A 25,222-nucleotide genomic window follows, 5' to 3' on the forward strand; every position below is an offset into this window, starting at 1 on the left:
TTTAAATAATAAGTACAAAAAATATTTAATATAGTGATAAAAATGTTCTTGTTTTTTTAAAAGATAGAAGTTTAATATATTTATATATATAAACAATTATGAGATATAATAAATATGAATGATAACATAAATGAAGACAAAACAGAGAAGCCTACCGAATATCATATTAAAAAATTTCGTAAAAAAGGAGAGACTAAATATTCTCGAGAATTAAATGCAGTACTTATTTTATTATGTAGTTCTGTTATTTTGTGGTGGTGTAAAGAAAAAATTTTTTTTCAGTTTTGTCAAATTATGTTACATAGCTTATCTTTTAATTCCGGTATTATTAAAAATAAAAAAGATATGATATTAGATTTTTTGTTTTATCTTAAAGAAGTCATCATTTCTTTTTTTCCTTTTTTTTTATGTATAGTATTAATTATTATATTTCCTTCAATATTTTTCAGTGGTATACAATTTAATTTTCGATCCTTAAAGTTTGATTTAAATAAGATTAATCCAATATTAGGTTTTAAAAAAATATTTTCTTTTAAAATAATAATAGAATTCTTTAAATTAATATTTAAAATACTTTTAATTGGTAGTATTGCTTATTGGTATTTATTTATATGTTTTTCTCAAGTGTTTATATTACTTTCAGAATATCCTCAAGATTCATTTTTGCATGGATTCCGTATAATTTGTAATTGCTGTGTGTTTATGATATTAGGATTAATTCCTATTGTTATTTTAGATGTTATATGGAAAGAATTTAGTTATTATAAAAAATTAAAAATGACTCATCAAGAAAAAAAAGATGAATATAAAGAAACTGAAGGTAATCCTAATATTAAAATGCGTATTCGGCAAAGAATGAAATTAATAGCAAATCGTAGAATGATGGCAGATATTCCTAAAGCAGATGTAATTATAACTAATCCTATACATTATTCTATTGCATTAAAGTATGATTACGAATGTATGAGTGCCCCGCAGGTTATTGCAAAAGGCACGGGAATAATAGCTGTACAAATACAAAAAATAGGTATGAAATATGATATATCTATTATTTCTGCCCCCTCTTTAGCTCGTTCTTTATATCGTTATTCTGAAATAGGACAGTATATTCCGGGTCCTTTGTATAAAGCAGTTGCGGAAGTTTTAGCATGGGTATGGAAAGTCAAGCAATGGAAAAAAGAAGGTGGAGTTGTTCCGAAAAAACCTAAAAATATATCAGTTCCATCGGATTTAAATTTTACAGGACAATATAAAAAGAATGGTTAATTTTTCTTATTTTTTTAGAATTATAAAAAATTTAAATATTTTTAAATGGCAAATATTAGCAGGGCCGATACTTATTATAATTATTTTATCTATGATGATATTACCATTATCACCATTTATATTAGATGTATTTTTTACTTTTAATATTGCATTATCTATTATGGTTTTGCTGGTTTCGATGTTTACTCGGCACACTTTAGAATTTTCTGCTTTTCCAACGATTTTACTTTTTTCTACATTATTACGATTAGCATTAAACGTCGCATCTACACGTATTATTTTTTTAAATGGACATACTGGAACAAATTCAGCGGGTCAAGTCATTGAATCTTTTGGTCACTTCTTAGTAGGTGGCAATTTTGCTATTGGAATAGTGGTATTTATTATTTTAGTAATCATTAATTTCATGGTTATTACAAAAGGGGCGGGTCGAATTGCAGAAGTAGGAGCTAGATTTATATTAGATGCAATGCCAGGAAAACAAATGGCAATAGATGCAGATTTAAATGCAGGTCTAATTGGTCAAGAACAAGCGAAAAAACGTCGCATTCAAGTTACACAAGAATCAGATTTTTATGGTGCAATGGATGGTGCTAGTAAATTTGTTCGTGGAGATGCTATTGCGGGTATATTGATTATGGTATTAAACGTTTTTGGAGGATTAATAATTGGATTGTTTCAACATGATATGTTGTTAGAAAAAGCAGCTGAAGTTTATACATTGTTAACTATTGGAGATGGTCTTGTGGCTCAAATTCCATCATTAGTCGTCTCTACTGCAGCAGGTGTAATAGTGACTCGAGTTAGTACTAATAAAAATGTAGGCGAGCAGATGATTAGTCAATTGTTTTGCAACTATCATATTATTTTATTAACTGGAGTAGTAATCGGTATATTAGGTTTAGTGCCTGGAATGCCTAATATTATTTTTTTAACGTTTACAATATTATTATTTTTTATCTCTTGGCAATTATATATAAAAAAAGATTACATGATAGAAAGAAAAATTCTATCTAAAGATAAAAAAACTTTAATAAAAGACTCTTTTGTAGAAGCCTCTTGGAATGATGTGGTATTAGAGGATCCTATTCGAATTGAGATCGGAAATAGTTTAATTCCCATGGTTGATATAAATCAAAAAGGTGATTTATTATATAAAATTCGTATTATGCGAAAAAAAAATGCTCAAGTTATTGGTTTTTTGCCACCTTTAGTACATATAAAAAATAATACAAATTTAGATGCATCCATGTATCGAATTCTTGTTCACGGTGTAGAGGTTGGACAAGGGCGGTGTTTTTATGAAAAGCTTATGGCTATTAATTCTGGACGAGAAGTAGAATCTTTACCTTTTAATAAAGTGCATGAACCTGCTTTTGGTTTATCTGGTTACTGGATTGATCTATCTTTTAAGCAAACAGCACAGAAAAAAGGCTATACCGTGATAGAGCCGAGCGCAATTATTTCAACTCATTTGCGTTTTTTGATAAATAAACATGTACATGAGTTATTTGGGCGTCAAGAACTTCAGCAGTTATTGGAGCATATTGAGAGTAAAATCCCTAAACTTACAGAAGATTTAATTCCTAATATCATCAGTTTAACGATACTGCATAAAATTCTTAAAAATTTATTATCAGAAAATATTTCTATACGTGACATGCGAAGCATCTTGGAGGCATTAACAGAGCATGCTGTTGTACAAAAAGATCCCAATGAACTTACTAGTATTATTCGTATAACTTTAGGAAAGTCGATTGTACAAAATTTGTTTTCTAATAATGAACATATTACTATTATTGGTTTAGATATGACTCTAGAAAATTTATTATTAAACAGTTTAAAGGGTGGTTCTAATGCAATCGAACCAAATTTATCTGATTCATTATTAATAAAAACGAAAGAAGCTATTACAAAACAAAAATCTTTAGGATATCCAATAGTATTGGTTGTAGCTCATCCTTTAAGACATTTTCTATCTTCTTTTTTGCGACAAAGCTTTCCGGAATTGAGTGTCTTATCACAATTAGAAATCATCACTGTTAAAACTATAAAAATGACAAGCGTTATTGGTTATACTGCATAAATATATCAGTTTTTTTAATACAAAAATAGTATTCTTGAAATTTACATTATAAAATATATATTATTTTTATATTTTTATACAATATTATAATAATATATATTATTATTAATAATAAAAAATTTTTTGTTATTAATATTTACATTTTTTTTACTGTCTTTATACCTAGTATATGTAATCCTTTTTTTATTGTTTTTGCTGTTAAAAAAGACAGTTTTAATCTGCTTTTACGAATGTTGATTTTTTCAGAAAATAAAATTGAACAATTTTCATAAAAGTTTGAAAAACTAGTTGCAAGATTATAGAGGTATTGGCATAAGATGTGAGGTGTTCCAAATTTAGATATCAATATAATAATTTCTTCAAATTCTAATATTTTTAAGGCTAATTTAATTTCACTATTGTGTGTTAAAAGAATATTTTCTTTAATTTTTAAAACAGAAATATTAGATTTTTTTAAAATAGACATAATTCTAGTGTAAGCATATTGTATATAAGGAGCTGTATTTCCTTCAAAACTTAATATTTTCTCCCAATCAAAAACGTAATCCGTATTTCTATTTTTTGATAAATCAGCGTATTTTATTGCACTAATACCTATAATATTAGATAATTTTATTTTTTTTCTTTTAGATAATGTAGGTTTTTTATAATTGATAATTTTTTCTGCTTTTTTTTGCGATTTATTAAGCAATGCAGTTAACTTAATAGTATTTCCATCACGAGTTTTAAAAGGACGTTTATCTTTATTTAACATCATCCCAAACATATGGTGTTCTAATGTTACTGTATTGGATACATAATTTGCTTTTTTTGCAATAGTCCATATTTGTATTAAATACTGATGTTGACGCGAATCGGTATAATATATGATACGATCTGCGTTGAACGTTTCACATCTATATTTTATACAAGCAATATCAATTGTAGAATATAAAAATCCTTTATCTTTTTTTTGTATTATCACCCCCATAGATTCGCCTAACCGGTTATTAAATTCCTTTAAATGAACAACAATTGCTCCATTTTTTTCTATAGCTATTTTTTTATTTTTTAAATCCATAACGATATCAGGTAGCATATCATTATATAAACTTTCTCCCATTACATCGGTATCTTTTAATGTAACATTTAATTTATTATATATTTTTTGGTTTTCTACCAGAGTAATATGTACTATTTTTTTCCATATAGAATAGCAAATAGGATCTTTATATTGTAATTTTACAACATAATATCGTGATTTTTTTGCAAACCACACATCATTATCATATTTTTTTTTGGCTTTAAAGTAGAATTGTTCTAATTGTATTAAAGAAATAGTATTTTTTTCTAATTTTTTTATAAGTTTTTTATGTTTTAAATATGCTATTAACATTCCAAATTGAGTACCCCAATCACCAACATGATTTGCTCTAATCACGTTATGACCTAAAAAGATTAAAACTCTTACCATAACATCACCGATTATTGTAGATCTTAAATGTCCTACGTGCATTTCTTTTGCGACATTTGGAGAAGAGTAATCTATTACAACATTTTTTTTATTACTATCCTGCGGAATACCTAAACGAAAAGAATGAAATATATTATTTAATTTTTTAGATAACCATAATAAATTAAGAAAAATATTAATAAATCCAGGCTGAGAAAATGTTATTTTTTGATATCGTTTCTTTTGTTGAATGTGAAATATTATTTTTTGGCTAAGTTCAAATGGTTTTATTTTTAATATTTTAGATATTTTTATTAGGTTATTTATTTGATAATGTCCTCTTTGTATTTTATTATTTAACTTAATAAAAGGGTCATAATCATAAACTTGTACAATTTTTTTTAGTGCATTTTTTATATCTTTTTTGATAATATTTTTAATATGCATAATAATCACTTAATTTTAAAAATGGATATAATAAAATCTTTTTGAAATTCTATGTAATAATATTTTTTAAACATTATACATTAGATAAGAATCTTTATTCTAATCATATATCTTTAACTTGAATAATAATTAAAAATTATTTTTGTAAAAAAGGTTGACAGAATAATAAAAAAAATGTAATCTCTTATTAAGTTTTAAATATAAATGCTCTTTAACAAAATATTAGATAATCTGTGTGGGCACAGAAAATTAAGTACAAAACGTCTTTTTATTTATTTATTAGTAATATTAAAGAAAATTATTATTTTTCTTTAATAATAGCTTTTTAAATTGAAGAGTTTGATCATGGCTCAGATTGAACGCTGGCGGCAAGCCTAACACATGCAAGTCGAGCGGCAGCGAAAGAAAGCTTGCTTTCTTGTCGGCGAGCGGCAAACGGGTGAGTAATATCTGGGGATCTACCCAAAAGAGGGGGATAACTACTAGAAATGGTAGCTAATACCGCATAAAGTTGAAAAACCAAAGTGGGGGACCTTTAGGCCTCATGCTTTTGGATGAACCCAGACGAGATTAGCTAGTTGGTAGGATAATAGCCTACCAAGGCAACGATCTCTAGCTGGTCTGAGAGGATAACCAGCCACACTGGAACTGAGACACGGTCCAGACTCCTACGGGAGGCAGCAGTGGGGAATATTGCACAATGGGCGAAAGCCTGATGCAGCTATGCCGCGTGTATGAAGAAGGCCTTAGGGTTGTAAAGTACTTTCAGCGGGGAAGAAAAAAATAAAACTAATAATTTTATTTCCTGACGTTACCCGCAAAAGAAGCACCGGCTAACTCCGTGCCAGCAGCCGCGGTAATACGGAGGGTGCTAGCGTTAATCAGAATTACTGGGCGTAAAGAGCGCGTAGGTGGTTTTTTAAGTCAGATGTGAAATCCCTAGGCTCAACCTAGGAACTGCATTTGAAACTAAAAAGCTAGAGTATCGTAGAGGGAGGTAGAATTCTAGGTGTAGCGGTGAAATGCGTAGATATCTGGAGGAATACCCGTGGCGAAAGCGGCCTCCTAAACGAATACTGACACTGAGGTGCGAAAGCATGGGGAGCAAACAGGATTAGATACCCTGGTAGTCCATGCCGTAAACGATGTCGACTTGGAGGTTGTTTCCAAGAGAAGTGACTTCCGAAGCTAACGCGTTAAGTCGACCGCCTGGGGAGTACGGCCGCAAGGCTAAAACTCAAATGAATTGACGGGGGCCCGCACAAGCGGTGGAGCATGTGGTTTAATTCGATGCAACGCGAAAAACCTTACCTGGTCTTGACATCCACAAAATTTCTTAGAAATAAGAAAGTGCCTTCGGGAATTGTGAGACAGGTGCTGCATGGCTGTCGTCAGCTCGTGTTGTGAAATGTTGGGTTAAGTCCCGCAACGAGCGCAACCCTTATCCCCTGTTGCCAGCGGTTCGGCCGGGAACTCAGAGGAGACTGCCGGTTATAAACCGGAGGAAGGTGGGGACGACGTCAAGTCATCATGGCCCTTACGACCAGGGCTACACACGTGCTACAATGGTTTATACAAAGAGAAGCAACTCTGCAAAGACAAGCAAACCTCATAAAGTAAATCGTAGTCCGGACTGGAGTCTGCAACTCGACTCCACGAAGTCGGAATCGCTAGTAATCGTGGATCAGAATGCCACGGTGAATACGTTCCCGGGCCTTGTACACACCGCCCGTCACACCATGGGAGTGGGTTGCAAAAGAAGCAGGTATCCTAACCCATTTATGGGAAGGCGTCTACCACTTTGTGATTCATGACTGGGGTGAAGTCGTAACAAGGTAACCGTAGGGGAACCTGCGGTTGGATCACCTCCTTAAAAAAATATACTTTTTTGAAAGTGCCCACACAAATTATCTAATAAATCTAAACAGGCTTGTAGCTCAGATGGTTAGAGCGCACCCCTGATAAGGGTGAGGTCGGTGGTTCAAATCCACTCAGGCCTACCAAAAAGATAATACTGGGGCTATAGCTCAGATGGTAGAGCGCCTGCCTTGCACGCAGGAGGTCAGCGGTTCGATGCCGCTTAGCTCCAAAATATTTTTTAATATAAATTTTTCATCAATCTTAATTTCACAAATGTTTCAAAAGAATTAGAATTTTTATCCATTCCAATTGATTGTTTTAAAAAAAATTCTCCAGTTCTTAAAAATAAATTAATTTTTTTTTCATAAAAAATTAAAGACGGTAAAGTGCATTGGTCAATTTTAATTTTTTTTTCAACCGATAAGTAGTATCTATTTAGTTCAATATCATTTGGTAATATAGATAAGGAAAACTTTATATTTGAAAAAGTATACTCATGTGTACAACATAAAAAAGTACTATTAGGTAATGATGAAATTTTTTTAATAGAATTATACATATCTAAATAATTATTTTTTTCAACATTACCACACCCTCCTGAAAAAAGAACATCTCCACAAAAAATGTATGGTGGACTATAATAAGAAACATGACCCATCGTATGTCCTGGTGTGAAAAAAACAAAAAAATTTCTTTTTAATATTCTTATAACTTCCCCCCCATTAACAATAATATTAATGTTATATTTTCTTGTTTCATAAGGGCCGTATACAATAATATTAGGATATTTTTTTTTAATGTTCAATACTCCGCCGGTATGATCAATATGCGCATGAGTAAGTAATATAGCCACGGGATGCCATTTATTTTTTTTAATAGTTTCTATTACACGATCAGAAGATCCCGGATCTATAATGATACAATATTTATCAGAGTCATAAAGAACCCAAACGTAATTATTATTTAGTATAGGTATTTTTTCTAAAATCATTCTTTTTATCTCTTTTAATAAAATATATTTTTTATATAGAAATATTTATATTTTTTCATAATAAAGATCTTTCATATATGGATTTTGAGCAGATTTACGAGCTATTTGATCACATCTTTCATTGTCTATATGTCCTTTATGAGCTTTTATCCAAAACCATTGAACCTTATGATATATTAAAATAGAATTTAAACGAATCCATAAATCTTTATTTTTTACAGGTTTTTTGTTAGCTGTTTTCCAGTGTTTTTGTTTCCATTTAAAAATCCAAGATGTTATGCCTTTTTTTACATATTGACTGTCAGTTGTAATATATACTAAACAGCGCTGATTCAGAGATTCCAAACCTACTATAACAGCCATTAACTCCATTCTATTATTTGTTGTATATATAAATCCGGCAGTTAATATTTTTTCGTGTAATTGATAACGTAATATTATACTATATCCTCCCGGGCCTGGATTTCCTAAACATGAACCATCTGTAAACATTTGAATTAATTTTAACATATTATTACTCTTCTAAAGCTCTTAAAATTATAGTGGAATAAATTTTATTATGATTAATAATAAAAGATTAGTTGTTCTTGATACTGAAACTACAGGTATTAATAATATAGGTTTGCCACATTACAATCATCGCATTATTGAAATTGGTGCTGTTGAGATCATGAACCGTCATTTTACAGAAAAAAATTTTCATGTTTATATTCAGCCAAATCGAAAAATAGATTCTAGTGCTTTTAAAATACATGGCATTACAGATCATTTTTTATTAAATAAACCAACATTTAAAGATATAGTTCAAGATTTTTTAAAATATATTAAAGATTGTACTCTAATTATTCATAATGCTACTTTTGATATTGGTTTTATAGAACAAGAAATGAGTTTTTTAAATATGAATATAAAAAAAATATCAGATTATTGTTCTGTAATTGACACATTAAAAATCGCACGAGAATTATTTCCAGGAAAAAAAAATACATTAGATGCCTTATGTACTCGATATAAAATTAATATATCTCAGAGAAATGTACATAGTGCAATTTTAGATGCTAGACTTTTAGGTAAATTATATCTTTTAATGACTGGTGGTCAAAAGTCAATGTTTTTTTTAGATAAAATAAACAATATAGACATTAATTTTTCAAAAAAAATGATGCGAAAAAATAATAGTAAATTAAAAGTAATTCATGCTAATGCAGAAGAAATCAAAAAGCATCGAGAATATATGAATATGATAAAAAAAATATTTTTATAAAATTAATTTTTTTTAATTAATTATTAAAAGATGATTGACTGATTTTTTGAAAATATGTACAATAAAATATAATAAAAGGTGCGGTAGTTCAGTCGGTTAGAATACCGGCCTGTCACGCCGGGGGTCGCGGGTTCGAATCCCGTCCGCACCGAAAAATATATTCAAATAAAAAGTTGTTATTATAAAAATTTATTAAAAATATTTATATGCTGTATATATGTAACTCGTAAATAATATTTATATTAAAAGTACTATTTAATAGTAATAAAAAAATTATATTTTTTATATAAAATATATAGTAATAAAAAATTATTTCTATTTTCCTAGTAAATATTGTTTAAATAGTTTCGGAATATTCTTTTATGAGTGAAAAATACGTTGTCACATGGGATATGCTGCAAATTTATACCCGAAAATTAGCTGTTCGATTGCTAGAAGTTAGATCATGGAGTGGAATCATTGCTGTTAGTCGAGGCGGGTTAGTGCCATCAGCATTATTAGCAAGAGAATTAGGTATTCGTTGTGTCGATACAGTTTGTATTTCTAGTTATAATGATAATTATTTACAGAAAAATAGAAAAATTATTAAAAAAGCAAATAGTCATGATGAAAAAATAATAGTAGTAGATGATTTAGTTGATACCGGCGGAACTGCAAAAATTATTCGAAATTTATATCCTAAGGCATATTTTGTTACTATTTTTGCTAAACCTATGGGTCGCCCGCTAGTTGACGATTACATTATAGATATTTCTCAAGATATATGGATAGAACAACCATGGGATATGTCAATATCTTATATTACTCCTCTCGTCAATAGTCACAATATCAAATAAAAAACACTCAATATATATGATTTTATTTATAAAATTTTGATCTAATCATTGCAATATAATCATATAGATTTAAAAAATTTTATTTTTATAAAATACATGTACCAAAAGGGTATTATTATGAAAAATAAAGAAGAAGATAATATAGAAAAAAAAATAGAAAATAATTTAGATATTAAAGACAATTGTATAAAAAATGATGAAAAAAATTATAATACTAGTGATTTAATAAAATTAAATTTGTTAAATTTTTTAAATCTTCAATGGCAAGAATATGCTTTAAAAGTAGAAGAAGAAAAAATAAATTTTCAAAAACAAAAGACACAATTAAAAAATAGATCCGAAAAAGATATTGATAAAAATAGAAAATTTTGTTTAGAAAAAATCATTCTTTCTTTTCTACCCACAATAGACAATATCGAGCGTGCATTGGATTTGTTAAAAACAAAAAAAGAAGAAGAAAAGTATATTTTAATTATTAAAAAATTAAATTTTATTCTTATTTTGTTTCAAAATATTTTTAGAGAATACAGCATAAAAAAAATAAATGATACAAATGTTTTATTTAATCCATCAATACATCAAGCCGTTTCAGTTCAATATAACAATGAAATACCATCTAATCAAGTAATAACAATAATGCAGTCCGGCTATATCTTCCATAATACTCGTTTATTACGCCCAGCTATGGTTGTTGTATCACAAAAAAAATGTTAAAAAAGAGTGTTTTCTATAAAAATTCAATAGTATTTGAATATTTTATAATACTATTGAATTTTAAAAAATAATTTCTATTTTATGACTTTTTTAAAAAAATTATTCTGTTACGTCTACGTTCTTTTGGATCTATAATTAAATCTCTATAAATTTCAATTCTATCTTCATTTTTAACTACATGTTTTAGTTTTACTATTTTATTATAAATTCCAATTTTGTTTTTATACAGACTAATTTCTTTAAATATATTTAGAACATTAGAATATATAATAGCTTCTCTAACTGTAGATCCCATTATTATATCTACTTTATGTATAAATTGATGATTAGCGCGAGCATAAATAATTGTTACTGAAATTTTTTTCATGATTTATATATGATATAATTTTTTTTAATTATTTATTTTCAAAAAACAAATTTTTTTTAAATTTCTTTTTTTCTATTATTAATATTTTTAAAATTAAGAGAAACTATGCTTAATAAAAAAAAACATCCTATAAAATTATCTAAAATTATTGTTAATAAAAAAGCATATTATAATTATAATATAGAAAAAAATTTTTTTTCAGGTCTAGTATTAGAGGGTTGGGAAATAAAATCGATTAGGTCTAAAAAAATAAATATTTCTGAAAGTTATATTCATTATTATCAAAATGAAATGTATCTTATGAATGCAACATTTCAGCCTTTGCATATTTCTTCACAATCTATTTTTTGTAACCCTACTAGAAAAAGAAAATTATTATTACATAGGCATGAAATTAACTTTCTATCCGCTCGAATAAAGAATACAGGATATACTTTAATTACACTATCTTTATTTTGGAAAAAATCTTGGTGTAAATTAGAATTTGGTATAGCAAAAGGCAAAACATTACGAGATAAAAGATTACATATCAAAAATAATGAATGGAAGAAAGAAAAATTAAATATTTTAAAAAAAAATAGGATAATAATATAAAACATAATGACATATTTTCAAGATAAAAAATGGATGGTAATAGCTTTACAATATGCAAATTATGCTAAAAATATCGGCGAAGTACCCATAGGCGCTGTATTAGTATTAAAAGAAAATATTATTGGAATCGGTTGGAATAGTTGTTTAACATATCATGATCCTACTGCTCATGCAGAAATTGTTGCATTGCGTAATGCTGGTCAATATTTAAAAAATTATCGTTTAATTAATGCTACACTATATGTTACATTAGAGCCATGTATTATGTGTTGCGGAGCTATCATACATAGTCGAATTAAACGTTTAGTTTTTGGTACTGAATATAAAAAGTTTTATAAAAATTGCTCATTAAAAAATATTTTTGTTAATTCAGAAACTGATTATAAATTAAGTATTAGAAAAAATATTATGAAACATGCCTGTGCAAAAATTTTAAGTAATTTTTTTTATGAAAAACGTAAAAATAAAATTAATTTTCTAAAATCACGGTAGAATAAGCATATTTTTTTTCATCTGTAATACTTACATGTATATATTGACAATTTATTTTTTTATATTGTGCTAAAGCATGTTTAAAAAATCGCATTTCAGGTTTTCCATAAACATTATGATATAACTCTAATTGATTAAACTGAATGCCGGAATTAATTCCCATTCCTAATGCTTTCGATGCTGCTTCTTTAACAGAAAATCTTTTAGAAATAAAAGCAATACAATTTTTACTGGTAATATATTCTTGCCATTCATATTTTGATAAAATACGTTTTGCAAATTTATCTCCGAAATTAAAAAATATTTTTTTTATTCTAGAAATTTCTACAATATCTATACCTATACTTATTATTGTCATAATGTCTTAACACTCGATTATATAAATTTATTGATCTTTTATTATTTTTTTTCTTTTACCCATAAGTAAAGATGCACTTTTATTTGAAATATTTTTTCTATTTTATATCTAGCTAACATACTGCATTTTTTAATTTTTTCACCATGCAATCCAATGATAATTTTTTTTTGTCTAATATTGTTTATAAAAATAATAGCTCTAATGTACAATTCTTTTTCTGTTTTATTCTCTAAAGATTCAATTTTTACTTTTAAAATAGATGGTATTTCGTCACCTAAAAATGATATAAATTGTTCACGTATGATTTCAGAAATAGTAAAAGAGTGAGAATTAGTTGTATAACTATTTTTACAAAATTCATGTGATTTTTCAGGTAAGTAAGAATTAATAATTTTATTTAGTAAAAAAATATTTTCATTATTTTTGGCAGAAATAGGAATAATATGAGCAACATTAATTGTTTTATTTAAAAAAGAAAGATAAGGTAATAAAATATTTTTATCGGATATTTTATCTATTTTATTAATGCATATAATAGTAGGAATTTTATATTTTTTAATATATTTAGAAATTACATCATTATTTTTTGTCCAAATATTACGATCTACCATAAAAACAATTAATACTGATTGGTTTATATATTTGTAAGAATTATTATATATTTCTAATATTGTTTTATTATTCTTACTCATATTAATACCGGGTGTATCTATATAAATAGATTGATACATTTTATCAGTTTTAATTCCCACTATATTAGTTTGTGTTGTATTTTTTTTTCGAGATATAATAGAAATTTTTTTTCCTATAATTTTATTTAATAAAGTAGATTTTCCTACATTGGATTCACCAATAATAGTTATATATCCACAATACTTTTTATCTTTATTCATTCGATATCCAATTGAATTAATGCTTTTTGTGCCGCGTCTTGTTCTGCTTTTCTTCTACTAGTGCCAATACCTATAAAATATTTTGATATTGTACTTATTATGCAGTGTATAGTAAATAATTGATTATGTGCTTCTCCATATACTTCAACAATTATATATGAAGGTAATGACAAATGCTTAGATTGCAGATATTCTTGTAATCTTGTTTTGGGATCTTTTTGTTTATCCCCTGGGCTAATTTTTTTTAAACGTTTTTCATACCATTTTAAAATTAATTTTGCCACGGTATTAATATTACTGTCTAAATAAATGCTTCCAATTAAAGCTTCGACAGTATTAGCTAATATAGATGCGCGACGAAATCCTCCACTATTTAATTCACCTTGACCTAATTGCAAATATTTTCCTAAGTGAAATTCACAAGCTATCTCTGCTAAGGTGTTGCCTCGTACTAATGTAGCTCTCATACGACTCATATCACCTTCATTAATATATGGAAAATACTGATATAGAGCACTAGCAATAACAAAACTTAAAATAGAATCACCTAAAAATTCTAGCCTTTCATTATGCTGACTACTAGCACTTCGATGGGTTAATGCCTGTCTTAAAAGATACTTATGATTAAAGGTATATCCTAGTATTTTTTGTATTTTTTTTATTACAATATGATTCATTTTATACCGATTTTGATAATATTTTAATTGTTTCTTAATATGATAGAAAAGTCAAAAAATTTATATTTTTAAAAAAGTTAAATTGCAATAATTTACTCTATTTTAGAGTATACATTTTTATTATCAATATATATTTCCAATTCTACTTATACGTATACCAATAGGCCATCCGTTTTCTTTTTTATTTAAACTAAACCATATTTTTGTAGCTTTTCCCAGCAAATTTTCTCTCGGTACAAATCCCCAATAACGACTATCTAAACTGTTATCACGGTTATCACCCATCATAAAATATTTGTTTTTAGGTACAATCCATATTATTTTTTTATTATTACCGTTTTGAGAATTATTTTTTATTACATTTTTTAGATTATCTAACAGTAAAATATTATGATATGTATTTTCTATTTTTTCTTTTATAGTATTCAGATATATAGAATTATATATGAGATTATTTTTTTGGTATTGTTTGTTAATGTTATTCTTATTTTCTATAGAAAAATATAATTTTTGAATAAAATGACTGGCTTTTTTATTAGAATAATGAATATATACTTTTTCTTTCTCATGATCCTGAATATAGTTTTTATAAACAACAATATTTTTATTATTAATATAATATTCTACTTTATCTCCAGGCAATCCAATTATTCTTTTAATATAATTTATATGTGAATTAATGGGGTGCTTAAAAACTACAATATCACCACGTTTAGGATCATCAATATGAATCAATAATGTCCTTGTAATTGGCTCTCTAATATCATAAGAAAATTTTTTTACTATAATAAAATCACCAACTAAAAGAGTTGGCATCATTGAACTAGAAGGAATTTGAAATGGTTCATATATAAAAGAACGAGTAACAAATACTATTAAAAATACAGGAAAAAAAGAAGCAAAAGATCTTAAAAAATGAAATTTTTTTATAATATTGGGATGTGCATGTTGTTTTTCTATTATTGTTTTATTATTAATATATTTTATAAGACTTTTAAGACGATAAAATATCCAGAATATTCCAGTAAATAGCGTGCTAATGAATAAAAAAATAGTAAACATATTATCCATTTTATTACCTATTATAGTTATTTTTTATTAATATTTAAAATAGAAAAAAACGCTGTTTTAGGTATATTGATATTACCTATTTTTTTCATTCTTTTTTTTCCATCTTTTTGTTTTTGTAGCAATTTTTTCTTTCTGCTTATATCACCGCCATAACATTTTGAGAGTACATTTTTCCTTAGCTGCTTGATAGTAGAACTGGCGATTATAATATTTCCAATAGTCGCTTGAATAACAATATTAAATTGATGTCGAGGTATCAATTCTTTTATTTTATGTACTATTTCACGTGCTCGAAAATGTGCGCTCTTATAATAAGAAATGATAGTCAATGCGTCTATTTTTTCTGCATTAATGAATATATCTACACAGACTATTTTAGAAGTTTTAAAATGCTTAAAATTATATTCTAAAGAAGCATAACCTTTAGAAATCGATTTTAGTTGATCAAAAAAATTTAATACCACTTCATTCATGGGAATATGATATACTAATAAAATTTGATGTTTATGATAAATCATATTTATTTGTATACCTCTTTTTGAAACACATAATTCAATCACTACACCCAGAAATTGGGAAGGTAAAAGAATATTGCATTCTACAATCGGTTCTTTTATTTTTCTGATCTGGTTTGCATTCGGAAAATTAGTAGCGCTATCTAAATATATAGTTTTTCCATTAATTAGTTCAATTTGATAAATTACTGTTGGCATAGTAGAAATTAAATCAATACAGTATTCTCGCTCTAATCTTTCTTGAGTGATTTCCATATGAAGTAAACCTAAAAAACCACATCGAAAACCAAATCCAAGTGCAGCAGAATTTTCTGGTTCAAAAAACAAAGCGGAATCATTTAAACTAAGCTTACCTAGTGCATCTCTAAATTTCTCATATTGTTCTGATAATATAGGAAAAAGACCTGCATAAATTTGTGGTTTTATTTTTTTAAAGCTCGTGAGGACCTGCATAGCAGGATTATTAGTTTTTGTTAAAGTGTCGCCAACAGGAGCTGCAACTATACTTTTAATTCCACAAATAATCCATCCGACTTCGCCGCATTTTAATTGATCACGTTCTATTTTTTTAGGGGTAAAAATTCCAATTTTTTCTACAATATAATTTTTTTTAGTACTCATTACTTGAATTTTTTCTTTTTTAGATAGGGTTCCATTTTTAACCCTTATTAATGATACAACACCTAAATAATTATCAAACCAAGAATCAATAATAATAGCTTGCAAGGGCGCATTATATCTACCTTTTGGCGGTGGAATATCTGAGATAATACGCTCAAGTAAATTCTCAATCCCTTCTCCTGTTTTAGCGGAACATCTCACAGCATTAAATGCAGATATCCCTATAATATCTTCAATTTCTTGTGCTACTCGTTCGGGATTAGCATTGGGTAAATCAATTTTATTTAATACTGGGACGACTTCTATATTCATATCTATAGCAGTATAGCAATTGGCCAATGTTTGAGCTTCAACACCTTGACTGGAATCTACAATAAGTAATGCGCCTTCACACGCTGCTAATGAACGTGATACTTCATAAGAAAAATTGACATGACCAGGTGTATCAATAAAATTTAAATGAAATATAGAGCCTGTTTGGGATTTATAATTAATCATAACACTTTGTGCTTTGATAGTAATGCCTCTTTCTTTTTCAAGATCCATTGAATCCAATACTTGCTGAGACATTTCTCTATTAGATAAACCACCACATATTTGTATTAAACGATCAGATAAAGTTGATTTTCCATGATCAATATGAGCAATAATAGAAAAATTTCTTATATGTTTCATATTTTTATTTACCATAAATATTTATTTTATACATTTTAACATGTGATAAAAAAATATTTATATAAATTCTTTATTATTTTGATGAATAGACACAATTAAATAATAAATAAAATTGTTTTAGATGTTAAAATGGTAATATATAAAAATATTTTTATAAATAATTTTTTGTTCGTTTTTAATATGCACAATATGATTTCATTTGTATAAATGAGTTAGTATAATTTTAAAATTACAATTTATTACGCGAAGAGTATTTATGGTTATAGTAAAAAGTAAAAAAAAAGTAATTATAGCTATGTCCGGAGGAGTAGATTCATCAGTTTCTGCTTGGTTATTAAAACAAAAAAATTATCAAGTAGAAGGTTTATTTATGAAAAATTGGGAAGAAGATGACACAAGTATGTACTGTAATTCTACTCAAGATTTATATGATACTGAAGAAGTATGTAATAAATTGAATATTTATTTGCATAAAATAAATTTTTCTCAAGAATATTGGGAGTTAGTTTTTGAAAATTTTTTAGACGAATGTAAAAAAGGCAATACACCTAATCCTGACATTTTATGTAATAAAGAAATTAAATTTAAAGTTCTTTTTAATTATTGTATGAAAGAGTTAAAAGCAGATTATATTGCTACAGGGCATTACGCTTGTATAAAAAAAATAAATCGTAAAATATCTCTTTTAAAGAGTTATGATATGAATAAGGATCAAAGTTATTTCTTATATACTTTAAATGAAAAAAAATTAAAAAAAATTTTATTTCCTATTGGTCATTTAAAAAAAATACAAGTTCGGAAAATTGCTCAAAATATTTCCATAAAAATAGCGAAGAAAAAAGATTCTACTGGTATTTGCTTTATTGGACCTAAAAAAATGCAATCTTTTCTTAAACGTTATATCTCTGAAAAAAAAGGTAATATTACAGATATTAATGGAAATATTCTAGGCACTCATGATGGTATTTTTTATTATACTCTAGGTCAACGTAAAGGATTGGGTATTGGTGGTATAAAAGGGAATAGTGGTAATCCATGGTATGTTGTGGAAAAAAAAGTCAAAACTAACACTTTGATCGTGGCACAAGGATCTCAAAATAAATATTTAATGTCTATAGGTTTAATTGTTCAAAATTGTCATTGGATTAACCAAAAAAAAATATTGTTTCCTTTTTCTTGTTCAATTAAAACTCGATATCGTCAAAAAGATATATTATGTAGATTGGAATATATTGATGATATTTTTTTGAAAGTATTTTTTATCAAACCTATTTTATCTATTACTCCCGGTCAATCAGCAGTTTTTTATGATGAACATATCTGTATGGGTGGAGGTATTATTCATTCTAGAATACCATTATTATAGTTAATATAGAAAATGTAATATAACCAAAAAAATATTTATTTTTTGAAAATAGTATATAAAAAATTTTATTACATAAAATAGAATAGATATTATTTTGATAAGTTTTTAATGACTTTTCAAAATATTTTTATAATAATTTTTAATGCAGGCTATAAATTTTTATTAACATAAAATGAGAAATATTTATTTCGTAACAATAAAATATTAAAACTTAAATTATTAAATTTTGAATGCTTTTTAAAAGAATAATTTTATTTGTAAATTATACATTAAATAAAAAATTTTAAGTAATCATCTTATCAGTAATAAAATAATCGGTGTTTTTTGATATTTTTATATATTAAAATAGGAATGGTAAAGCAAAAATTTATTACAGTTATTTTTTTTATAAATATGGTATTATTGACATTATATAAAAATTATATTGTTTTAGGAGAAAAATATGAATTTAACATCTCTAAATGCCATTTCACCAATAGATGGTCGATATAGTAATTCTACGGTATTATTAAAAAATATTTTTAGTGAATTTAGTTTTTTAAAATATCGTATTTATGTAGAAATTCAATGGTTTAAAAAAATAATTAGTATGTCAAAAGAGTTAAATATTCCATGTATTGATAAAAAATCAATATCATTGCTTGACGATATTTTTTTTTCATTTACTGAAAAAGATGCACTTTTAATTAAGAGTATAGAAAAAAAAACTAATCACGATGTTAAAGCAATAGAATATTTTCTTAAAAAAAAAATTTCTGTATCTAAATCTTTATCTAAAATTTCAGAATTTATTCATTTTGGTTGTACTTCTGATGATATTAACAATATAGCATACGCTTTAATGTTAAAAGAGTCTCGTAAAACAGTTATTTTACCTTTATGGCGTAAATTAATAGACGTTTTACACGATATGATATGTCAATATCAAGATATTTCTATATTATCTCTAACACATGGTCAACCCGCTACTCCATCTACGATCGGTAAAGAAATTGCTAATTTTTATTATCGTATGCAACGACAGTACATAAAATTTAAAAACATAGAAATATTAGGAAAAATTAATGGTACTACTGGAAATTATAACGCTCATTTAGCCGCATATCCTTTAGTCAATTGGCATCATATCAGCGAAGAATTTATAATTTCTTTAGGTATCACTTGGAACCCCTATACCACTCAAATTGAACCCCATGATTATATCGCAGAATTATTTCATTGTATTTCTCTTTTTAATACAATATTAATTAATTTTAATCGAGATTTTTGGGGTTATATATCATTGGATTATTTTAAACAGAAATTAGTAAAAGAAGAAGTTGGTTCATCTGTAATGCCACATAAAATTAATCCTATTGATTTTGAGAAGTCAGAAGGAAATTTAGGATTATCTAATGCTTTAATGCATTACATGATTGAAAAATTACCTATTTCTCGTTGGCAAAGAGATTTAAGTGATTCTACAGTTTTACGAAATATAGGAGTATCTATTGCTTATGCAATTATTGCATACCAATCTTTACTGGCGGGTATTAATAAATTAGAAATTAATAAATTACAATTATTGAAAAAATTGAATGAAAATTGGTCTATTTTATCAGAGCCTATTCAAACAGTCATGCGTCGCTATGGCATTAAAGATTCTTATGAAAAAGTAAAACAATTTACAAGAGGCAAAAAAATTAATAAAAATATTATTCATGCTTTTATTCAAAAATTAAATATTCCTGAAAAAGAAAAAGAAAAATTAAAATATATTACACCAGAGAATTATATTGGAGCTGCAAGTAAAATAATTAAAAATCTAACAAAAATAGATTAATTTTAATCTTTCTCTTTATCTTTAAAAAAATTCAATATTTTAAAAAGTAAAATAGTTTATATGGTATATAAAAAAAATAAAATCAATTTGTTAAAATCATCTAATTAATAAAAAAATTAAATTTTTTATGAATATTTAATTCAAAAATATCATTTTATAAAATACTACAGTAGAATATTAATTCTAATATAATAAACTGTATATATATTGCATTTTCATATTCTGAAAAAATATTATTGAAATTATAAAAATATTTTTTATAAAAAATTGATGCCATCTTGATCTAAATATTAGATTATCTTTATGAAATTTTTATTAATATTTTTAATTTCACATTGATGATACAGGTGTAATAAATATGTTATAATTACTTTATATTTTAAAAACAGAAGTGCAATATTTGAAATATTCTTTGTAATTATATACAGGTTACTGTTAATAAAATTACAAATATCCATTCCTTTTTATAATAATAATTATATCAATTAAAATATTTTTCTAATGATCTAAAAAATTAATAATTTTGTATAGTATGTTGAATATTAAATAAAACATGTAAAATGTATCTTTGAGGATAAAAATGGGGTTTTTGAAAGGAAAAAAAATTTTAATAAGTGGTATATCTAATGAAAAATCTGTTGCATTTGGTATTTTTGAGGCAATGTCCAAGCAAAAAGCAGAATTGGGATTAATTTGTCAAAATAAAAAAATTATTAATAAAATAAAACCTTTAGTTCCAGATGTGCCATCTAATCTATTTTTTTCGTGTGATGTTTCAAATGATAATAGTATTAAAGAATTATTTTATAATGTGCGTAATGTATGGAAAAAATTTGATGGTTTCGTTCATGCCATTGCTTATTGTCCGCGAAAACAATTATCTGATAATTTCATAAATCATATTAATAAAGTTGATTTTAATATTACTAATGAAATTAGTGTATATAGTTTTTTAGCCATGATAAAAGAATGTAAAGATATGCTTAATAAAGATTCTTCTCTACTTACTTTAACTTCTATTGGTGCTCAGCAGGTTGTTTCTAATTATAATTTAATGGGTATAGCTAAAGCATCTTTAGAATCTAGTGTACGTTATATAGCTAGTATTTTAGGTAAATATTATATAAGAGTTAATGCTATTTCATGCGGACCTGTGAGAACTAGATCTTCTTATGTTATTAAAAATTTTAATCAATTCAAAAAAAATTGTAAATCCCGCGCATTTATTAAAAAAGATATTACTAGTTTAGACATTGGGAATATAGCATCATTTTTATCTTCTAATTTATCAAAAGGAATTACTGGTTCAATTATTTATGTAGATCATGGTTTTCACGCTAGTAGAAAGAATGGTCTAATATAATTTTTCTTATATTTTCTTCATGAAAAATTTTAAAAAAAACATTAACTATGCTAACTTATAAATAAGTTATATATTGAAACAATTGTTCAATTTATACAATTATTATTTTTTCTACTATGAAAATTAGGTTCTATTATTATGTTTCAAAATAATCCATTACTTGCACAGTTAAAGAAAAGTCTACATGCTAAAACCCCAAGAGCAGAAGGAATAGTGAAAAGCACGGAAAGAGGATTTGGATTTTTAGAAATTGACATGCAAAAAAGTTATTTTATACCTCCAAAAAATATGAAAAAAGTAATGCATGGAGATAGAATAATAGCAAAATTAAAAATTGAAAAAGATCGTGAAATTGCAGAACCAGAAAAATTAATTGAACCATTTTTAAGAAGATTTGTTGGTAAAATTGAAATCAAAGATAATAAATGTTTTATCATACCTGATTATCCTTTTCTGAAAGATTTAATAATATGCAATGCTAATAAAATACTTTTGGACAATTTACGAACTGGAGACTGGGTTGAAGCTCAATTGATCAAACATAAATTAAAAGGAGATCAAATATTTTATGCAGAATTAATTAAAAAAATTGCAAAAAAAAATGATTCTATGGTGCCATGGTTAGTTACTTTAGCACGACATAATCTTGATAAAAAACAACCTTCTGTACAAAAAAATGATATTTCTTTTCAGGATACTTCTAATCGAAAAGATTTAACACATTTAGATTTTATCACTATAGATAATGGTCATACTAAAGATATTGACGATGCTCTTTTTATTGAAGAAAATAGTGATGGAAATTTATGTTTAACGGTAGCGATTGCAGATCCCACCGCTTATATAGAAGAAGATAGTAGATTAGATGTCATTGCTTCGCAAAGAATGTTTACGAATTATTTACCGGGATTAAATATTCCAATGTTACCTCGGTATTTATCAGAAGATATTTGCTCGTTAAATCCATATAAAAATCGTCCAATATTAGGGTGTCAAACTATTATTCTCAAAGATGGTAGTATATCTAAAAATACTAATTTTTTTTTAGGATGGATAAAATCAAAAGCAAAGTTATCTTATGATAATGTATCAGATTGGATTGAAAAATCAGGTGCATGGATACCGGAAAATAAATCAATTGCGAATCAAATTGTTCTTTTACATCGTCTTTGTTTATTAAGAATCAAATGGCGTAGATTGCATGCAATATTATTTAAAGATAGTATAGAGTATCGATTTGATTTATCAGAAACAGGCCAAGTGCTAAATGTATTAGTCGAAAAAAGACGTATTGCACATAAAATTATTGAAGAATCGATGATTATAGCCAATGTTTCTGCGGCTGAGTTGTTGTCTAAAAAATTAGGTTTTGGTATATATAATGTTCATGCAGGATTTGATTCTATTAATGCTGAACACGTAGTATCTTTTTTAAAAAATTATCAATTAAAATTTACATCTAAAGAAATTACTACATTACCAGGTTTTTGTAAATTAAGACAAGTATTAAATATTTTGTCAAACACATATATTGATAGCCGTATTCGGCGTTTTCAATCTTTTGGTGATTTTAGCATCGTACCTGCTCCGCATTTTGCATTAGGATTTCCAGTATACGCCACGTGGACATCTCCTATTCGTAAATATAGTGATATGATTAATCATCGTTTGTTAAAATCAATTATACAAAACAAAAAAGCCAGACAGCCAAATGAAGAAATTAAATTTAAGATAAATGATCAAAGACGTCGTAACAGAATAGCAGAAAGAGAAGTATCAGATTGGCTTTATGTTCTTTTTTTACAACAAAAAGAATATAGAGATAATAAATTTAATGCTGAAATAATAGATATCACTAGAAGTGGTATGCGAGCGCGATTAATAGAAAATGGTGCTAATGTATTTATTCCTGGAACATTTTTGCATTCAGTAAGGGAAGAATTACATTTTAATATAGAAAAAGGAATCGTATTAATTAATGGTTCTGTACAGTATCAGGTATCTGATATAATTTCCGTGGTATTACAAGATATTCGATTAGAAAATCGTAATATTATTGCAAAACCAAATTTTTAATTTTTTATTTTAAAATATTTTTTAAAAACCAATATATATTATAAAATAATAATAATGTGAGAAAACAGTATAATATGAATATTTCAATTTTTGATTTATCTATATATATAAAATTTTTTGTTAGTTTATGTGCGCTAGTTAATCCGATTGGAATGATTCCTCTTTTTACCAGTATGACTCATTATCAAACGATTGCAGAAAAAACAAAAACAAATTTCATTGCTAATTCTTCAGCGGCTTTAATTTTATTAATATCACTTTTTTTTGGAAATTCAATTTTAAATTTTTTTGGAATTTCCGTTAATTCATTTCGTATTGCTGGAGGAATATTAATTATTAGTATTGCTTATTCTATGATTACAGGATCTTTTACAAAGAAAATATCCATACAAAATAATAATAATGAAAAAAAAGATACAGAAAATATCAGTGTAGTGCCTTTGGCAATGCCTTTAATTGCAGGGCCTGGTGCTATTAGTTCAACTATTGCTTGGAGTATTAATTATTCTACATGGACAAATTTAATAGGATGTAGTTTAGTTATTATCTTTTTTTCGTTTTTTTGCTGGCTATGTTTTCGCGCCGCTCCGTGTGCAATAAAAATTTTAGGAAAAACTGGAATCAATATTGTAACACGCATTATGGGTCTTTTATTAATGTCTTTAGGAATAGAATTTATTAGTGTCGGTATTAAATCTATAATATCAGGAATTCTAGGATAACAAAAAATTCATTATAAATATTAAATATTTTAACAAATTATAATTTAGTATTGGATCTTTATTTGAAAAATAATATTATTTTATTACGCGATTTAGGAAGAAAACATTGGCTAGATACATTTTACAGAATGCATTTTTTTACAAAAAATCGTGATTTTAATACTGTAGATGAGATTTGGTTTGTAGAACATTATCCTATTTTTACTCATGGTCAAATTCCAAAAAAAGAAAATGTAATTTTTTCACATAACATCCCAATAGTACAATCAGATCGAGGTGGACAAATTACATATCATGGCCCTGGACAACAAGTAATTTATTTTTTAATTAATATTAGACGCCGAAAAATGGGAATTCGGCATTTGATTAATATTATGCAAGATGTTGTTAAAGATACATTAAATAATTTTTTAATTTATGCATATACACAAAAAAAATTACCAGGTGTATATGTAAAGAATAAAAAAATTTCTTCTATCGGATTAAGGATAACAAATGGACATACATTGCATGGATTATCATTAAATATTGATATGGATTTAATACCGTTTAATTATATTTATCCCTGTGGTGATAGAGATGTAAAAATGACACAAATAAAAGATTTGAATTGTCAGATTACAGTGGAAGATGTCAAAATACTCCTTATAAAACAATTGTCTTATCATTTTCAAGCTGAAATAGTTAATATACAATAAAAAATTTTTATATCAT

General features: G+C 26.3%; 22 protein-coding genes, 3 tRNA genes and 1 rRNA gene. 17 read left to right on the forward strand and 9 right to left on the reverse strand.

The window, feature by feature from the left end:
- Positions 1-114: 114 nt before the first annotated feature.
- A complete protein-coding gene (flhB, locus tag AB4W59_RS01040; RefSeq protein WP_367673285.1) occupies positions 115-1,266 on the forward strand; it encodes a flagellar biosynthesis protein FlhB in 1,152 nt (383 codons plus the stop codon).
- Positions 1,259-3,352, forward strand: a complete 2,094-nt coding sequence (flhA, locus tag AB4W59_RS01045) for a flagellar biosynthesis protein FlhA (RefSeq protein WP_367673286.1) — start codon at positions 1,259-1,261, stop codon at positions 3,350-3,352. The genes flhB and flhA overlap by 8 nt, the downstream gene beginning before the upstream one ends.
- A gap of 136 nt (positions 3,353-3,488) precedes the next feature.
- Here the strand turns inward: flhA and argS are convergent, their stop codons facing one another.
- Positions 3,489-5,231, reverse strand: coding sequence for an arginine--tRNA ligase (argS, locus tag AB4W59_RS01050; protein WP_367673287.1), 1,743 nt, complete (start codon positions 5,229-5,231; stop codon positions 3,489-3,491).
- A gap of 327 nt (positions 5,232-5,558) precedes the next feature.
- Between argS and AB4W59_RS01055 the strand changes: the two genes are divergently transcribed.
- The 3 genes from AB4W59_RS01055 (at position 5,559) to AB4W59_RS01065 (ending at position 7,320) form a co-directional block, all read left to right on the forward strand.
- A 16S ribosomal RNA gene (locus tag AB4W59_RS01055) occupies positions 5,559-7,104 on the forward strand.
- A 53-nt stretch (positions 7,105-7,157) separates the two neighbouring features.
- A tRNA-Ile gene (locus AB4W59_RS01060) sits at positions 7,158-7,234 on the forward strand.
- A gap of 13 nt (positions 7,235-7,247) precedes the next feature.
- A tRNA-Ala gene (locus AB4W59_RS01065) sits at positions 7,248-7,320 on the forward strand.
- A 9-nt stretch (positions 7,321-7,329) separates the two neighbouring features.
- On the opposite strand, the gene gloB is transcribed toward AB4W59_RS01065, so the two are convergent.
- The gene (gloB, locus tag AB4W59_RS01070; protein WP_367673288.1) at positions 7,330-8,082 is read right to left on the reverse strand and encodes a hydroxyacylglutathione hydrolase; all 753 of its coding nucleotides are present in this window, start codon (positions 8,080-8,082) and stop codon (positions 7,330-7,332) included.
- Between the two features lie 45 nt (positions 8,083-8,127).
- Positions 8,128-8,592, reverse strand: coding sequence for a ribonuclease HI (gene rnhA / locus AB4W59_RS01075; RefSeq protein ID WP_367673289.1), 465 nt, complete (start codon positions 8,590-8,592; stop codon positions 8,128-8,130).
- Between the two features lie 52 nt (positions 8,593-8,644).
- Here rnhA and dnaQ point away from each other — a divergent pair, with 52 nt between their 5' ends.
- The 4 genes from dnaQ to grpE all read left to right on the forward strand — a co-directional run bounded on the left by dnaQ (position 8,645) and on the right by grpE (position 10,896).
- On the forward strand, positions 8,645-9,346 hold the full coding sequence (gene dnaQ / locus AB4W59_RS01080; protein ID WP_367673336.1) for a DNA polymerase III subunit epsilon: 702 nt from the start codon (positions 8,645-8,647) through the stop codon (positions 9,344-9,346).
- A 77-nt stretch (positions 9,347-9,423) separates the two neighbouring features.
- Positions 9,424-9,497, forward strand: a tRNA-Asp gene (locus AB4W59_RS01085).
- Between the two features lie 211 nt (positions 9,498-9,708).
- Positions 9,709-10,182 carry a xanthine phosphoribosyltransferase gene (gene gpt / locus AB4W59_RS01090; protein WP_367673290.1) on the forward strand — a complete coding sequence of 158 codons (474 nt, stop codon included), beginning with the start codon at positions 9,709-9,711 and terminating at the stop codon, positions 10,180-10,182.
- Between the two features lie 117 nt (positions 10,183-10,299).
- Entirely contained in the window at positions 10,300-10,896 is a 597-nt protein-coding gene (gene grpE / locus AB4W59_RS01095; protein WP_367673291.1) for a nucleotide exchange factor GrpE, read from the forward strand.
- Between the two features lie 79 nt (positions 10,897-10,975).
- On the opposite strand, the gene AB4W59_RS01100 is transcribed toward grpE, so the two are convergent.
- Positions 10,976-11,263, reverse strand: coding sequence for an RnfH family protein (locus AB4W59_RS01100; protein ID WP_367673292.1), 288 nt, complete (start codon positions 11,261-11,263; stop codon positions 10,976-10,978).
- Between the two features lie 105 nt (positions 11,264-11,368).
- Between AB4W59_RS01100 and smpB the strand changes: the two genes are divergently transcribed.
- Together smpB and tadA are read left to right on the forward strand one after the other, a co-directional pair.
- Entirely contained in the window at positions 11,369-11,857 is a 489-nt protein-coding gene (gene smpB / locus AB4W59_RS01105; protein WP_367673293.1) for an SsrA-binding protein SmpB, read from the forward strand.
- A gap of 6 nt (positions 11,858-11,863) precedes the next feature.
- Positions 11,864-12,349: a tRNA adenosine(34) deaminase TadA gene (gene tadA, locus AB4W59_RS01110; protein ID WP_367673294.1), complete on the forward strand. Its 486-nt coding sequence runs from the start codon at positions 11,864-11,866 to the stop codon at positions 12,347-12,349.
- Here the strand turns inward: tadA and acpS are convergent.
- From acpS to lepA, 5 genes are all read right to left on the reverse strand, one after another.
- Entirely contained in the window at positions 12,327-12,707 is a 381-nt protein-coding gene (gene acpS, locus AB4W59_RS01115; protein ID WP_367673295.1) for a holo-ACP synthase, read from the reverse strand. The genes tadA and acpS overlap by 23 nt on opposite strands.
- 41 nt (positions 12,708-12,748) lie before the next feature.
- Positions 12,749-13,600: a GTPase Era gene (gene era, locus AB4W59_RS01120; protein WP_367673296.1), complete on the reverse strand. Its 852-nt coding sequence runs from the start codon at positions 13,598-13,600 to the stop codon at positions 12,749-12,751.
- Entirely contained in the window at positions 13,597-14,277 is a 681-nt protein-coding gene (rnc, locus tag AB4W59_RS01125) for a ribonuclease III (protein WP_367673297.1), read from the reverse strand. Before rnc ends, era begins: the two co-directional genes overlap by 4 nt.
- A 123-nt stretch (positions 14,278-14,400) precedes the next feature.
- Complete coding sequence (gene lepB, locus AB4W59_RS01130; RefSeq protein WP_367673298.1) at positions 14,401-15,348, reverse strand: signal peptidase I; 948 nt, start codon at positions 15,346-15,348, stop codon at positions 14,401-14,403.
- Positions 15,349-15,365: 17 nt separating this feature from the next.
- On the reverse strand, positions 15,366-17,159 hold the full coding sequence (gene lepA / locus AB4W59_RS01135; protein WP_367673299.1) for a translation elongation factor 4: 1,794 nt from the start codon (positions 17,157-17,159) through the stop codon (positions 15,366-15,368).
- 256 nt (positions 17,160-17,415) lie between these two features.
- Between lepA and mnmA the strand changes: the two genes are divergently transcribed.
- From mnmA to lipB, 6 genes are all read left to right on the forward strand, one after another.
- The gene (mnmA, locus tag AB4W59_RS01140) at positions 17,416-18,525 is read left to right on the forward strand and encodes a tRNA 2-thiouridine(34) synthase MnmA (protein ID WP_367673300.1); all 1,110 of its coding nucleotides are present in this window, start codon (positions 17,416-17,418) and stop codon (positions 18,523-18,525) included.
- A 442-nt stretch (positions 18,526-18,967) separates the two neighbouring features.
- Positions 18,968-20,347 (forward strand): adenylosuccinate lyase, encoded by a 1,380-nt coding sequence (purB, locus tag AB4W59_RS01145; protein ID WP_367673301.1) that lies wholly within the window; start codon positions 18,968-18,970, stop codon positions 20,345-20,347.
- A 580-nt stretch (positions 20,348-20,927) separates the two neighbouring features.
- Positions 20,928-21,710 carry an enoyl-ACP reductase gene (locus AB4W59_RS01150; RefSeq protein ID WP_367673302.1) on the forward strand — a complete coding sequence of 261 codons (783 nt, stop codon included), beginning with the start codon at positions 20,928-20,930 and terminating at the stop codon, positions 21,708-21,710.
- A gap of 138 nt (positions 21,711-21,848) precedes the next feature.
- Positions 21,849-23,786 carry an exoribonuclease II gene (rnb, locus tag AB4W59_RS01155; RefSeq protein ID WP_367673303.1) on the forward strand — a complete coding sequence of 646 codons (1,938 nt, stop codon included), beginning with the start codon at positions 21,849-21,851 and terminating at the stop codon, positions 23,784-23,786.
- Between the two features lie 74 nt (positions 23,787-23,860).
- On the forward strand, positions 23,861-24,508 hold the full coding sequence (locus AB4W59_RS01160) for a YchE family NAAT transporter (protein WP_367673304.1): 648 nt from the start codon (positions 23,861-23,863) through the stop codon (positions 24,506-24,508).
- Between the two features lie 62 nt (positions 24,509-24,570).
- Positions 24,571-25,206 (forward strand): lipoyl(octanoyl) transferase LipB, encoded by a 636-nt coding sequence (gene lipB / locus AB4W59_RS01165; protein WP_367673305.1) that lies wholly within the window; start codon positions 24,571-24,573, stop codon positions 25,204-25,206.
- Positions 25,207-25,222 lie beyond the last annotated feature (16 nt).

Origin of the sequence: Buchnera aphidicola (Cavariella theobaldi) (assembly GCF_964059165.1) — a bacterium.
GTDB classification, from domain to species: domain Bacteria; phylum Pseudomonadota; class Gammaproteobacteria; order Enterobacterales; family Enterobacteriaceae; genus Buchnera; species Buchnera aphidicola_BO.

Coding starts and splice junctions, on each gene's coding strand:
- flhB (WP_367673285.1), top strand. CDS start 115: ATGAATGATAACATAAATGAAGACAAAACAGAGAAGCCTACCGAATAT.
- flhA (WP_367673286.1), top strand. CDS start 1,259: ATGGTTAATTTTTCTTATTTTTTTAGAATTATAAAAAATTTAAATATT.
- argS (WP_367673287.1), bottom strand. CDS start 5,231: ATGCATATTAAAAATATTATCAAAAAAGATATAAAAAATGCACTAAAA.
- gloB (WP_367673288.1), bottom strand. CDS start 8,082: ATGATTTTAGAAAAAATACCTATACTAAATAATAATTACGTTTGGGTT.
- rnhA (WP_367673289.1), bottom strand. CDS start 8,592: ATGTTAAAATTAATTCAAATGTTTACAGATGGTTCATGTTTAGGAAAT.
- gpt (WP_367673290.1), top strand. CDS start 9,709: ATGAGTGAAAAATACGTTGTCACATGGGATATGCTGCAAATTTATACC.
- grpE (WP_367673291.1), top strand. CDS start 10,300: ATGAAAAATAAAGAAGAAGATAATATAGAAAAAAAAATAGAAAATAAT.
- AB4W59_RS01100 (WP_367673292.1), bottom strand. CDS start 11,263: ATGAAAAAAATTTCAGTAACAATTATTTATGCTCGCGCTAATCATCAA.
- smpB (WP_367673293.1), top strand. CDS start 11,369: ATGCTTAATAAAAAAAAACATCCTATAAAATTATCTAAAATTATTGTT.
- tadA (WP_367673294.1), top strand. CDS start 11,864: ATGACATATTTTCAAGATAAAAAATGGATGGTAATAGCTTTACAATAT.
- acpS (WP_367673295.1), bottom strand. CDS start 12,707: ATGACAATAATAAGTATAGGTATAGATATTGTAGAAATTTCTAGAATA.
- era (WP_367673296.1), bottom strand. CDS start 13,600: ATGAATAAAGATAAAAAGTATTGTGGATATATAACTATTATTGGTGAA.
- rnc (WP_367673297.1), bottom strand. CDS start 14,277: ATGAATCATATTGTAATAAAAAAAATACAAAAAATACTAGGATATACC.
- lepB (WP_367673298.1), bottom strand. CDS start 15,348: ATGGATAATATGTTTACTATTTTTTTATTCATTAGCACGCTATTTACT.
- lepA (WP_367673299.1), bottom strand. CDS start 17,159: ATGAAACATATAAGAAATTTTTCTATTATTGCTCATATTGATCATGGA.
- mnmA (WP_367673300.1), top strand. CDS start 17,416: ATGGTTATAGTAAAAAGTAAAAAAAAAGTAATTATAGCTATGTCCGGA.
- purB (WP_367673301.1), top strand. CDS start 18,968: ATGAATTTAACATCTCTAAATGCCATTTCACCAATAGATGGTCGATAT.
- AB4W59_RS01150 (WP_367673302.1), top strand. CDS start 20,928: ATGGGGTTTTTGAAAGGAAAAAAAATTTTAATAAGTGGTATATCTAAT.
- rnb (WP_367673303.1), top strand. CDS start 21,849: ATGTTTCAAAATAATCCATTACTTGCACAGTTAAAGAAAAGTCTACAT.
- AB4W59_RS01160 (WP_367673304.1), top strand. CDS start 23,861: ATGAATATTTCAATTTTTGATTTATCTATATATATAAAATTTTTTGTT.